Source organism: Runella sp. CRIBMP, assembly GCF_009905605.1.
Lineage (GTDB): Bacteria > Bacteroidota > Bacteroidia > Cytophagales > Spirosomataceae > Runella.
Window position 1 is genome coordinate 684,356 of the sequence record NZ_JAAAKZ010000001.1, and the last position, 13,219, is coordinate 697,574.

General features: G+C 45.6%; 9 protein-coding genes. 3 read left to right on the plus strand and 6 right to left on the minus strand.

Annotated features, from left to right (window positions below):
• Positions 1–11: 11 nt before the first annotated feature.
• Positions 12–1,124 (minus strand): acyl-CoA desaturase, encoded by a 1,113-nt coding sequence (locus GVN20_RS02880; RefSeq protein WP_166556874.1) that lies wholly within the window; start codon positions 1,122–1,124, stop codon positions 12–14.
• A 676-nt stretch (positions 1,125–1,800) separates the two neighbouring features.
• Between GVN20_RS02880 and GVN20_RS02885 the strand changes: the two genes are divergently transcribed.
• Positions 1,801–2,058, plus strand: coding sequence for a hypothetical protein (locus tag GVN20_RS02885; RefSeq protein ID WP_166556875.1), 258 nt, complete (start codon positions 1,801–1,803; stop codon positions 2,056–2,058).
• A gap of 229 nt (positions 2,059–2,287) precedes the next feature.
• Here GVN20_RS02885 and GVN20_RS02890 read toward each other — a convergent pair whose 3' ends face one another.
• Complete coding sequence (locus GVN20_RS02890; RefSeq protein WP_166556876.1) at positions 2,288–3,025, minus strand: glucosamine-6-phosphate deaminase; 738 nt, start codon at positions 3,023–3,025, stop codon at positions 2,288–2,290.
• A 36-nt stretch (positions 3,026–3,061) separates the two neighbouring features.
• A complete protein-coding gene (locus tag GVN20_RS02895) occupies positions 3,062–4,504 on the minus strand; it encodes a Gfo/Idh/MocA family protein (protein WP_166556877.1) in 1,443 nt (480 codons plus the stop codon).
• Positions 4,505–4,669: 165 nt separating this feature from the next.
• Between GVN20_RS02895 and mutS the strand changes: the two genes are divergently transcribed.
• Entirely contained in the window at positions 4,670–7,390 is a 2,721-nt protein-coding gene (gene mutS / locus GVN20_RS02900) for a DNA mismatch repair protein MutS (protein WP_166556878.1), read from the plus strand.
• A gap of 45 nt (positions 7,391–7,435) precedes the next feature.
• Positions 7,436–10,378 (plus strand): leucine-rich repeat domain-containing protein, encoded by a 2,943-nt coding sequence (locus GVN20_RS02905; RefSeq protein WP_166556879.1) that lies wholly within the window; start codon positions 7,436–7,438, stop codon positions 10,376–10,378.
• A 6-nt stretch (positions 10,379–10,384) separates the two neighbouring features.
• Here the strand turns inward: GVN20_RS02905 and GVN20_RS02910 are convergent, their stop codons facing one another.
• From GVN20_RS02910 to GVN20_RS02920, 3 genes are all read right to left on the minus strand, one after another.
• Positions 10,385–10,609 carry a DUF5522 domain-containing protein gene (locus GVN20_RS02910; RefSeq protein WP_229598951.1) on the minus strand — a complete coding sequence of 75 codons (225 nt, stop codon included), beginning with the start codon at positions 10,607–10,609 and terminating at the stop codon, positions 10,385–10,387.
• A 121-nt stretch (positions 10,610–10,730) separates the two neighbouring features.
• Positions 10,731–11,978 (minus strand): MFS transporter, encoded by a 1,248-nt coding sequence (locus GVN20_RS02915; protein ID WP_166556880.1) that lies wholly within the window; start codon positions 11,976–11,978, stop codon positions 10,731–10,733.
• Between the two features lie 328 nt (positions 11,979–12,306).
• Positions 12,307–13,125 (minus strand): AraC family transcriptional regulator, encoded by an 819-nt coding sequence (locus tag GVN20_RS02920; RefSeq protein WP_310586803.1) that lies wholly within the window; start codon positions 13,123–13,125, stop codon positions 12,307–12,309.
• Positions 13,126–13,219: the final 94 nt, after the last annotated feature.

Sequence of the window (13,219 nt, forward strand, 5' to 3'; positions counted from 1 at the left end):
GAGTGTATTTTTTAGCCAATCGCCTCGTTGAGGTCTGGCAAACCGCCAAAGCGTTTCAGCGTATCTACGTGCGATTGTAGTGCGCTCCAAAACGTAGGATTTTCCATGTAAACCAGCCCAAAATCTTCGGCTGTTTGTTTGACGATGGGCGCAATATTGGGATAATGGACGTGACAGATTTTGGGGAAAAGATGATGCTCAATCTGGAAATTCAAACCGCCTACGTACCACGACAGCCACTTGTTGCGCGGCGAGAAATTGACCGTTGTTTCCAACTGGTGAATGGCCCAATCTTTGGTCACAATGCCCGTTTCGGGAATCACAGGGTGGGATGTTCCTTCTACGGTATGCGCCAATTGGAAAATAACCGTCAACACTAGTCCAGCGGTGAAGTGCATGACCAGAAAACCAATGATAACTTCTGAAAAAGGAATCGAGAAAACCACCACTGGTAGCACCAAAAAAATGGCGAGATAGGTCGATTTAACCACAATCAAATTGAGGAGCGTCAGGGCATTTTGTGCTTTGGTCTGCTTATTGACGCCATTGCGGATATACGAAACGAATTGAATAAAATCTTTCAAAAGTACCCAATACAAGGTGAGAATTCCGTAGAAAAAAAACGCATAAATCCACTGAAAGCGATGTACTCCTTTGATTTCGGCGTGGGGAGAAAGTTTGACAATACCCCGGTCGCGAATGTCTTCGTCCATCGGTACAATATTGGTGTACGTGTGGTGAAGTACGTTGTGTTGTAATTTCCAATTCAGAACGCCGGCTCCCGCCAAATAGATTGAATAACCCAGCCATTTGTTGACCGCAGTACGGTCTGAATAGGCGCCGTGATTGGCATCGTGCATGATACTCATTCCAATGCCCGATATGCCAAATCCCATGATAATCCAGAGCGGTATGCTTGCGGCTAGCGAGGGCTGAAAAGCGAGAATACAGATAAAAGGAAGAATGTAGGCGCTCAACAAAACGACCGTTTTGACAATCATCGTTCGGTTGGCATGTTTTGGGATATTGTTTTCCTTAAAATAGGCGTCTACTCTTTTTTTTAGGGTTGGGAAAAATTGACTTTTTTCTTGGGCAACAAATTTTACGTTTTCTTTAAGTTTCATTAAAATTAAAGGTTAGATAGGCTAAATGTACGAAGCGAAAAATCAAGAGAAGAAGAAGAGTTATTAAGTCTAAGCCTATTCAGGAAACCGCCCTATATTAAAAACGAAAAAGTTTGAATTATAATTACTGATTCAGTAAAAATTATAATTCAGAAACCAACTGATTGGCGAACGTATTTAGTAATTCTACAATAGGTTGACGCAAAGATACTGAAAGTCATGCAGATTGAGTGCAAAAGAATTTTTCTGAGCAGAGCAGCAAGACAAAAAAACTTGAAATTCTAAAACCGTCACTTAGTTTTAGCCTATACATCGTGCAAAATAGCGTTTGATTGCGCATTTCTCCGTTTAATTGGGAGTAAGCTGCTGTCAATTTTTATTTTATAATGCAACTAATGTATATCCCAAAATGAACGATTAATAAATTATCAACAGATTGTGCTTCTTTTTGTTTGCGCAGTCCTGCCTTTCGTTTATTATTGTAAAAAAACCTGCCAGATTTTTGATTGTCAGGACTCAACGTTAGAGGTGAAATTTCACAACTGTTTCTGCTTGACGCGGTTACAACGTGCCTGTTCATGTCTACAAAAAAGCTGTAATGGTGGAATTGTCGCATAACCCCCGCCTATGTAGCATATAAAAACAGAATCGTAGTTGAACAGATTTTAATTTTAGTATGGAAAATGAACCAGTATGGATACTGATTTCAGAATTGTTGGAGAGCGGATTGGAATATTCTGTTAAGCTTGGCAGGATAGAAAATAAAGATACGTGGATACTCGAAAACAAGGAAAAAGAAGTTGTCGCTTATCAAATAGCCGAACCCGGAAAAGCCCCGTTTTATAATGTTTACTGCTTAGTAGAATACGAATCTGGAAATGGGGGTGATGAATCAACCCCTGAGATAATCGCCTTTTTAATAAAAGGAAGCTAGATAGGAGTAGCTGCTCAATTTTTTTGCTTGATTTTCCAACATCCATCCTGCTTTGTTAGGATTCAAGGCTGAAAGGGGAAAGTTTCACATAATCAATTGGCAACCAAAGGGGCCATGGCCATTTGGCTGCCAATTGATTATGTGAACGATTGTTCGGTAAGTGATAAACTGAATTGAGATTGTTTTGGTGGTTGTGGGTGCTTTTCCACCAACAACCATTTAACTGCCTTTATTGTGAAAGCAAACTCGCCGAAAGTTCATCCAAATACAAACTGCAATTGGGGTGTTTTTGTAAAATGCTCGCAGGATAGAGGTTGCTTACTTCATGTTCCAAACAATCTTTGACGGCCTGCGCTTTTCGTAAATCGGGTACGGAGCAAATGAGGTGCGCGGTTTTCATGATTTGTTTTACCGACATACTGATGGCTTGTTTGGGTACATCTTCCAAAGTCGGGAACCACCCTTCATTCATTTGCTGACGGCGGCAGAGGTCGTCCAAGTTTACCACGATGTACGGATTTTCGGTGTCAAAATCAGCCGGAGGGTCGTTGAAGGCTAAGTGGCCGTTTTCGCCGATGCCGACCAGTGCGACGTCGATGGGGAATTGTTGAATCAACGCGCCCAATCGTGCACATTCTTCTTCGGGATTGACTTCGCCGTCAATCAAATAGCTTGCTTTCAGCGGCGGCACCTGTTCCAAGAAACGCTCTTTGAGGTATTTACGGAAACTCGCGGGGTGGGAAAGTGGCAGACCGATGTATTCGTCAAGGTGAAACATCGTGACCTTGCTCCAATCAATGTCTTTATTGGCAATCAGTGTTTGTAACGTTCCGAATTGACTCGCCCCCGTGGCTAAAATAACGTTGGCGAAGCCTTTTTCGGCAATGGCGCTGCGAATTAACTCGGCCGCTTTTTGCCCAGAAATCTCGCCTAAATCAGTGGGGTTTTTAGAAATATGGATGTTCATAAAATAAAGAAAAACAGATATACGGATTGAGGTGAGTTAGAGTGAACGTTCTTTGATTCTGGTATTACCGCCTTTGGTCATGGAGATATCGACGGGTGCGTTATTTTTCCATGAACCGCCCGTGAAATCAGGCACGTCGATGGAGGCGGAGCGGTTAGCCACCGACCACTCGCTCAGCGGTGCAATGGCGCTCCACGAAGCGGCGTCATATACGTCTTGGTCGAGCGGCAGGCCATTGCGGAGGCAGTCAATCAGACGCCAGTCCATCAAAAAATCCATGCCGCCGTGGCCGCCCACTTTCTTGGCCAGTTCACCGATGCGTTTGATGATTTCGGGCTGATATTTTTCTTCCAGTTTTTTGTATTCTTCTTCCGAAATCCAGTCGTGTCCCGTTGAAATCTTACCGGGCAGGGGATATTTTAGCGCCGTGCCTTTAGTACCACTGACCAAATGAATGCGTGAATACGGTCGCGGGGAGGTTACGTCGTGCTGAACCATGATGGTTTTGCCTTTTTGGGTGCGAATCGTGGTCGTGTTCATGTTGCCACGAAACGACGCGTTGGCAAATTGCTTGAAATCAGCATCGGTTGCGGCCAATGCGTGGGCCCTCGGAGCCAACATAAAATCATTGCTCGCCATCGAGACTAAGTAGTCCATTTTATCGCCGCGATTGATGTTCAAAATCTGACAAATAGGCCCTAATCCGTGCGTCGGGTACAGGTTGCCGTTGCGTTGATTTTCTTTCAGCCGCCAAAGGTCGTAGCGTTTGCTTTTATCAAAAAACGAATCGTAAATATCGTGAATGTAAGCGCCTTCTACGTGTACCACTTCCCCGAAAAACCCCTGACGCGCCATGTTGAGGGTGAGTAATTCGAAGAAATCATAACAGCAATTTTCGAGCATCATGCAGTGTTTGCGTGTGCGCTCGGAGGTTTCGACGAGTTTCCAACAGTCTTCCATCGTAGTAGCGGCGGGGATTTCTACGGCTACATGTTTGCCTTGCTCCATGGCGTAGAGGGCCATGGGCGCGTGGAGGTTCCAGGGGGTACAAATGTAGACCAAGTCAATATCATTGCGCTCGCAAAGTTTTTTCCATTCGTTTTCGCCTCCCGAATAGAGCGTTGGATTGTGGGGCGTATTTTCCAGTTTCTTTTTGGCTTCTTGTGCTTTTTCGGGCCGGATATCACAAAGGGCTTTCACCTCCACATTTTCGAGGTACACGATGCGGTTGAGCGCCCCAGAACCGCGATTGCCCATGCCAATGTATCCAATCCTGACGGTCTCGATTTTGGGCGCACCGTAGCCACTCATGTTAAATTTCTGCGTGTAAGGTATGAGTGTTTGTTGTTGAATATGATTCAAAGAGGAGACTGGTTTGGCCGTGGCGCAGGCTTGTGTAATGCCCGCAGAGAGCAGGCCAAGGCCCATGGTTCCCGTTAGTTTTAAAAAATCGCGGCGTTCTTCCGATGATCTTTGCATAAGCGTTCGCAGGTTTAGGCTTTAATGTTGAAGCAATGAGGGGGAATTAGTCAAAATGAATGAAAAAAGGCTCACTTGTTATAAGAGTCAAGGAGTGACAAGTATTACTCAATACTGCGATATTTTGGCTATTTTTGCCCTCTATTTTTTATTTAATATTGAAGCATGGCCCGTACTGGAAAAACCTCAACAGAACCTCTTAAACCCAAAGAAACCCCGCTTAATCGCCAATATAATCAGATAAAATCACGCTATCCAGGAGCTATGTTGCTCTTTAGGGTGGGAGATTTTTACGAAACATTTGGGGAAGACGCCATCCGCGCCAGCCGAATCCTGGGCATTGTGCTTACCCGTCGCAACAACGGCGGCGCGCAGGAAGAATTGGCGGGTTTTCCGCATCATTCGTTGGATACCTACTTGCCCAAGCTCGTTCGGGCGGGTGAGCGCGTGGCCATTTGTGATCAGTTGGAAGACCCCGCCGTAGCCAAAGGCATCGTACGGCGTGGGGTAACGGAGCTGGTGACGCCGGGGGTTTCATTCAACGACAATGTGCTGGATACCAGACGGAATAATTATTTGGCGTCGGTTCATTTTGGTAAACAAAACACCTTCGGGATTGCCTTTTTGGATATTTCGACCGGGGAGTTTTTGACCACTCAGGGCAACAAAGAATACATCGAAAAATTGCTGCAAAGTTTTGCGCCGTCGGAGGTACTGTACTGTAAAAAGTACCGTCAGGAATTCGGCGAGCTGTTTGGTGATAAATTTCATACTTTTTGTCTCGAAGATTGGGCTTATACGCACGAGTTCGGCTACGAAATTCTCATTAAGCATTTTCAAACCACTTCGCTCAAAGGATTTGGTGTCGAAACCCTCACCGATGGCATCATTGCGGCGGGCGTGATTTTGCGGTATTTGGCCGATACCGAGCACAAAGACGTGAAGCACATCACGCGGCTGACCCGCCTCGACGAAGAAAAATACGTGTGGCTCGACCGCTTTACCATTCGTAACCTAGAATTGGTGTATCCCCAACAGGAAGGCGGCGTGCCGTTGATTCAGATACTCGACCAAACCGTGACACCCATGGGCGCGCGCCTGCTACGTAAGTGGCTGGTGCTGCCGCTGAAAGATAAAGCGCCAATTGAAGAGCGCCTGCAAACGGTGGAGTTTTTTCTCCAAAACGAAGAATTGCTGGACGAAATCACCCTGCACCTCAAACAAATAGGTGACCTCGAACGCCTCATTTCAAAAGTGGCGGTTCGACGCATCAACCCACGGGAACTGCTGCAACTGAAGAAGTCTCTGAGCCATATTGCGCCCGTGAAAGAATTGCTGCAAAAGGCGTGGAGCGGAGAGGTAAAAGGGAAGCATACAAAAGGAGAAGAATCACCAGAGGGTAACGAATCCGAAACTCCGTCGTCCGTCTCTCCGTCATCCTCTCTGACACCGCTACGCAAATACGCCGACCAACTCAATCCCTGTGAGTTTTTACTGGAAAAAATCGAAACCGAACTCCGCGAAGACCCGCCCGTGGTGACCAATCAGGGCGGTATGATTAAGAGCGGCATTGATGCTGATTTGGATGTTTTGCACAAACTGGCGTTTTCGGGCAAAGACTACCTGATACAAATTCAAAACCGCGAGATTGAACGGACGGGCATCACCTCCCTCAAAATTGCCTACAATAAAGTGTTCGGTTACTACCTCGAAGTGACCAACTCCCACAAAAACCGCGTGCCGCCCGAGTGGATTCGGAAGCAAACCCTCGTGAATGCCGAGCGCTATATTACGCCCGAACTGAAAGAGTACGAAGATAAGATCCTGAGTGCCGAAGATAAAATCTTTGCCATCGAGCAGCGTATTTTCAATGATTTGGTGATGATGGCCAACGATTACGTGGCGGCGGTACAGCAGGATGCCCGCGTGGTATCGGTGTTGGATGCGTTGGCGTCTTTTGCGCGAGTAGCCCGCAAAAACAATTACAATAAACCCAAAATTACGGAAGATAAATCGCTGAAAATCAAAGAAGGACGTCATGCTGTGATTGAGCAGCAACTGCCTTTGGGCGAAAGCTACGTACCCAACGACCTGTATCTTGACGACGAAACACAGCAGATTATTATCATCACGGGCCCCAACATGGCGGGAAAATCGGCGTTGCTGCGCCAGACCGCGCTCATTGTGCTGATGGCCCAAATGGGCAGTTTTGTCCCCGCCGCCGAGGCCGAAATCGGGTTGGTAGATAAGATTTTTACGCGTGTAGGAGCTTCCGACAACCTGAGTCGCGGGGAGAGTACGTTCATGGTCGAAATGACCGAAACGGCGAGTATTCTCAACAACCTCAGCGAGCGGAGCCTTGTGCTGATGGACGAAATCGGGCGCGGAACGAGTACGTACGACGGCGTCAGCATCGCGTGGAGCATTGCGGAGTTTTTGCACAATCACCCGCGCCACCGCGCCAAAACGTTGTTTGCGACGCACTATCACGAACTGAACCAATTGGCCGACGATTTTCCGCGCATCAAAAACTTCAACGTGGCGGTGAAGGAAGTGGGCAACAAAGTGATTTTCTTGCGGAAATTGAAAGAAGGCGGCAGTGAACACAGCTTCGGGATTCACGTGGCGCAGATGGCTGGGATGCCACAGGAGATTGTGCTGCGCTCCAACGATATTCTGCACAGCCTCGAAAAGAGCCACCAACGGGCCGAAACCAACAAAGCTGTGAAAGAAATGCCCAAAGTAAACTACCAAATGACCCTATTTGAGCCGCAAGACCCCAAAATAGAAGAACTCAAAACCAAGCTCAAAGCCTTGGATATCAATACCCTTTCACCAATTGAAGCCTTACTGAAACTGAACGAATTGCGGCGGTTGGTGGAGTAAGAACTTACATAAAGAACAGATTAACAGCTTTTAAGAATGAATTTCATGACTCGTTACTTATGGCTAATGCTTTGGGTGGTCGTTGCTACCCAATACCTGCAAGCCCAAAATTGGCGGAATCCCTATCAGGAAAGATTCAACAGGCAATTTGCTGCCAAAAGTTATGAACAGGCCGAAATTGATTTAAAGAATGGCAAGCCTGTTATAACGTTGGTTCTGAATGAGTTTACTAAACCTTTGGATGCACCGCTTGCGCAATTGGTGGATGTGGAGCAGGTATTTGTCCAAATTTCAAGGTCAGATTCGGTAAAAATGGCCGCTCTTTTTGACGAACTGAGCCGATTGCCCAAGTTAAAGTATTTGAGTATAAGTGGGAACATTATCAAACCAGGTGACACTCTAAAGATACCCGCTAACGTAGCGAAGTTGAAAGGTTTGGAAGGGCTCAGTCTTAAAATGATTGGGAGCCTAGATTTAAGTGCTGTTTGGCCTGTGTTACCCAATTTTAAGCAGTTGGCCGCTCTGGACATAGAGTTGACCTCAAAACAAATGCGTTTACCATTGGCATTGCGAGAATGTAAAAATCTGAAATCACTAAAGATTTCATCGTTTGAAGGACAGTTGCCCGATTGGCTTGCCGAGCTAAAAACGCTTGAGTATATAACGCTCCAAGGAAAGTATCATGAGAATAAGGTACAACCCTTGTTAACTTACCCAAAGACTTTGTCTGAATTTGCCTCTTTAAAGGGGGTAGAAATCAGTAACTTTAGATTCAAAGGGGCTGATTTTAAAGGTTTAAGTGATTCATTGCAGCATCTTTCGGTAAATAATTGTACACTTTCCGAGCCCGATGAATTGATAAACGCCTTGAATCGTTGTCAGAGATTAGAGTCGTTTTATTTGATAATGAGTACTTTACCTTCTTTTTCTGCGGCTACAACGATAGCATTACCCAACCTAAAGGAATTGATTTTTTGGAATTTATCCGAAGATTCATTGCGGAAAAATCCTCTTTCCGCAATGCCTGATTTTTCAAAATCCATTGGGTTGAAAGTGCTTCAACTTGAAAGGGTACTGGGAGGGTCTTTGCCGAAAGGGATAGAAAGAATGACTGAATTGGAAACGCTCAATCTGGCCGAAAATCGTCTCACCCAATTGCCTGATTTGGGCAAGCTGACGAAGCTCAGGAACCTTATCGTCAATAACAATCAACTGAAAGAGTTGCCTAATGATATAGGCAAAGCCCTAAAGCTCAGAATGTTGAATGTGGAAAATAACCAATTGGCCGAACTGCCATCAGGGTTGGTTAATGCGGTTGAATTGGAGATGGCCTTCTTGGCCGATAACAACCTGATAAGGCTTCCTGCAGAATTCTCAAAGTGCAAAAAACTAAAAGAGCTGAATGCGAGAGGGAATCAATTGACCGAATTACCCAAAAATATCGGCAGTTGGGTTAGCTTGCAAAATCTACAATTAAACAATAATGAATTGACCGAGCTTCCCAATTCCATCGGTCAATTGAAACGCCTCAGAGCGCTTGATGTTTCCCATAATCCACTGACCCAACTCCCTGAATCATTGGGCGACTGCGACAGCCTCTCAATGCTAACGCTGTCGAATTGTCGTTTGGAAACCTTGCCTAATTCGCTGGGAAAATTGCAGCATCTAAATTTTCTGAACCTTGCCGACGCTGACGTCTTGTATTTAAATCGGAACATTAATAGCCGAACGTTGGACCAAGTGCCAGCCAAAAACCACAACCAACTTCGGTCGTTGCCAGCGTCCTTGGCCAATTGCCGTAAACTGGTCAGCCTTGATTTATCCCGTAATAAATATTGGGATGAAAAAGCCCTGTGGCCCGTGATTCAACAACTCCGTATGCCGAAGGGAACCGTCAACCTGACCGAGTGTAATTTGAGTGCTATACCAATGATGGGTTGGCTGGATACGCAGATACAAAACCTGCATCTGGTTAAAAATGAACTAACACAATTCCCAATTGAGTGGTACAAGACCCAAGGAATCAAATCCATTGTGTTGTTTCGAAATAAATTAACGCCGCCTTCATTGAATCAGGAATTCCATTCATTTGAAGAGCGCTTATTGCTTGGCGACGAAATGGGAATAGACGTTCCCAAACCCTTTCCCAAAACCAAGGAAATGGCGCAGGCATACTTAAATCAGGCAGGAAGAAAGGTGAACACGGGTGATATTCCGCGTTTTGTGGAATATATGAAAGAAGTACAGCGAATAGATTCGACCGAAGGGAAATATGCTGTCGAATTGTGGTCGCGGTTCTATTTTCATACCCATCAATACCAACGCGCCATCGACAGCATGAATGTGATCATCAATCGGTATTTTAAATTTGAAAAAGAGCAGCTTAAAGGGCCGGGGCAACAACAACCGCGCGGACTGCCCGTCGCCCTTTATGTAGATCTCAGAGGTCAATCCAAGTGGAGGTTCGGCGATTCGTTGGGGGCCATCCAAGACTATGAATTGCTGGTGAACGACTACAAACTTTTTGCGCCAAACCTGTGGGGCCGCCTCGGGGTGTGGTACAAGAGGTATCGCCCTACGGCTGGCAAAAGCGGCGCGGCGTTTGACAAAGCAATCAATATGTACGAAGCCGTTCAGAATCAGCCGCCCATGGTGCAGCTCAGCGCGGCCGAAGTCTACTTAATGAATGACCAAGCCGATAAAGCCTACGAATACCTGTTTGGATTGGACCGGACGAAATTCAAATCCGAAGAAAACCGTTTGGCAGATTATCTGCTGTTGGCGGCGCAAGTTGCCCAAAAACAGGTGGGAGAAGAGGAAGTGGAAACCTTTGAAAAACGCTTGAAATCAGAAAAAATAAAAATACAAGGCTGGAGTTATCAACTGTTTGAAGAAGCATTGGACAGTTTGGAATACCCCACCGAGCAAAAAGCCCTCATTCGTCGTCTAACTGCTGCGCTGAAAATGCAAAGTGTTTTGGTGGATTGATCAATCTCACTTCTTCCGAAATCCGTATGGGCAGTGCCGACAGCCGTTTTTGCAGCAGTAGCCGCGTTTGAGGTGATAGGCCGCCGTAAACACTAAAAAACCGTTGGGGTCGGTATAATAGTCCTCGTCTTCTAAGCCGTGGCGCTTAAAAGTGTTTTTTTTATGAGTAACAGGGGAACGCTGACTGCTCAAAGCAATGATGTCTTTGGTGTAACGGGGGATAAACAGCAAATGATGCAGGATTGTTTTGTGATTTGTTTACTTATTATCTTTTATTGGTGGAATTAAATCAAATAAGTACTTGATTACTAAATGATTGACCGATAAATAAAAGATAAAAATAGTCGGTTGTTTAGGTTAATTTTATGCCAAACAACTCTTTGGAACGCAGCCACACCCAAGTCACGATAACCATTGTAAGCCCGCCGCCGATCAAAACGGAAGGGACTGTTCCGAACACTTTGGCCGCTACGCCTGATTCAAACGCCCCTATTTCGTTGGAAGAGCTGATGAAAACGCTGTTGACCGAAAGCACGCGTCCGCGCATGTGGTCGGGCGGGACCACCTGCAAAATCGTCTGACGAATCACCACGCTGATGGCGTCAAATGCACCCGTTAGGAAGAGCATAAACACCGACAGCCAGAAGTTGGTAGAAATGGCAAACACCAAGGTGGCCACCCCAAAGCCAGCTACCGCAATGAGCATATTGCGCCATGCGTTTCGGGTGGGAGTGTAATAGGCCGTGGCAAAAATGGTTAATACGGCCCCCACAGAAGGCGCGGCCCGCATGATACCGAGTCCTTCGGCGCCTACTTTCAAAATATCTTCGGCAAAAACGGGTAAAATGGCAATCACCCCGCCAAAAAGTACCGCCGCCAAGTCGAGCGAAGTAGCATAAAACAGAATCTTTTTTTCGTACACAAATTTGATGCCTTCTTTGATGCTTTGCCACACATTTACTTCGGGGCCTGCCACTTCGGGAATCGGTTTTTTCTTGATTAAAGCTAACAGAATTTGACTGACGATAAATAACCCCACTACCACCCACAGCGTATTGGTCAAGCCAATGTACGCATACAAAAAACCCGCAATGCCTGGCCCGGCGATGGCACCCGTTTGCCAAAACGTACTGCTCCAAGTGGCCGCGTTTGAGTAGACTTCGCGGGGTGTCAAAAAAGCCTTCATGGAAGAAGAGGCGGGAGAATAAAATCCTTTGGCAAAACCAATGGCGGCCAAAATTCCGTAGACGGTTAGGAGCAAAGACGTGGTTGAGTACTCAGCACGGTGCGCTGGATACATCACCCAAATCAACGCCAATGAGCAGCAAAGTATCACGCTCTGGCTGATTTGCATAATGGTACGTTTGTCTTTTCGGTCGGCATAATGCCCTCCAAATAAGGCAATTGAAATGTAAGGTAGCGCTTCGGCCAAACCGATAAAACCCAGCGAAAGCGGGTCATGAGTGAGTTTGTAGAGTTCGTAGCCAATGACTACCTCCTGAATCATGATGGCAGCGGTAATCATGCTGTTGGCTGAAATCAATCGGACAAACTCGGGATACCGCAACGCGGCATAGGGGTCGTTGGTGGAAGTTTTCAAAGTGTTCTAAACTATGTGCGCTGTGTTTTTAAGGGGTTGCAACTAGTTGCCTACCCAAAATTTTAACCTAATTCCTTAGAATAAAGTTGCTTTTTAAACCTTAAATTAGCCGAAGAATTTCGGATAATGAGCTTAGCGTTGGGCGTATGTGTCACATTATAAGGCTATTCCATTTGTTCTAACAACAGCCTTGCGGCTTTTCGCCCATCTCCCAAACGGACGGCTCCTCGGTAGTAAGTGACGGTTCTATGATGGCCGAAAGGGGGGCATTGCTAAATCCTACAATTCCTAGTTCCTGCGGAATTTTAATGTCTCAACTTTTGGAAATTTAAGGCAAAGCGCTCATTTGTGCCCGAAACTCCCTTGGCGTAATTCGGTGTATTTTTCTGAACGAACGGTTGAAATAAGAGATGTTGCTGTAACCACTTTCAAAGGCTACTTGCGTAATAGGTATGTCTGAATGTTGTAAAAGCTGACAGGCAAAGCCGACTCTCACTTCATTGATAAAATCGGAAAAAGTACGGTGCGTAAGCGACTTAAAAAAGCGACAGAAGGAGTGAATTTGTAGGCCTGTTACCGAAGCGGCTTTTTCTAAGGTAATTTCTGTCCGAAAATTTTGTTGGATAAAATCCATTAATTGTGCTACCCGCCCTTGCGCGTCGTTGGAATAGGCCGACAATAAGGAGGCACCGTTTAACCACACCAGTTCTTCGGAATCTAATAACAAGTCCAGAATTTGAATAAAAGAAGCTAATAAGGATACATTCTTTTGGTGAATCATATTTTGCAGAAGGCTTGTCATTGCTTCTTTTTTTGACCCTATAATACTTATTCCCCTTGTAGATTGTTGAAAGAAGGATTTTACTGATTGTGTATCTATAAAAGGTTTTAAGTTTTCTACGATCTTAACAGGGTTGATATAGAGGGCAATTGAAACATCAGGGTTTTCACTATCTTCTAACTTAGGCTTTGAATACCAAACATGGGGTACCCGTGGCCCCACAAAGGTCAAATCTCCTGCTTCAAAATGTTCGATAGAGCCACCGATGATTCGCGTTCCTGCACCAGATCGGATATACACCAACTGGCATTCATCGTGAAAATGAAAATCTGTAGCGAAGGCTGGGCGTATGATTTCTTTTGCCACAAAAAGAGTTTGAGAAGTGGCAAAATCGGGCAAAAGTGCGAAAGTAGGCTTCATGTTTTGAGACAATTATCAGTTATGCAAATATAGTACATAA

Coding starts and splice junctions, on each gene's coding strand:
- GVN20_RS02880 (WP_166556874.1), bottom strand. CDS start 1,124: ATGAAACTTAAAGAAAACGTAAAATTTGTTGCCCAAGAAAAAAGTCAA.
- GVN20_RS02885 (WP_166556875.1), top strand. CDS start 1,801: ATGGAAAATGAACCAGTATGGATACTGATTTCAGAATTGTTGGAGAGC.
- GVN20_RS02890 (WP_166556876.1), bottom strand. CDS start 3,025: ATGAACATCCATATTTCTAAAAACCCCACTGATTTAGGCGAGATTTCT.
- GVN20_RS02895 (WP_166556877.1), bottom strand. CDS start 4,504: ATGCAAAGATCATCGGAAGAACGCCGCGATTTTTTAAAACTAACGGGA.
- mutS (WP_166556878.1), top strand. CDS start 4,670: ATGGCCCGTACTGGAAAAACCTCAACAGAACCTCTTAAACCCAAAGAA.
- GVN20_RS02905 (WP_166556879.1), top strand. CDS start 7,436: ATGACTCGTTACTTATGGCTAATGCTTTGGGTGGTCGTTGCTACCCAA.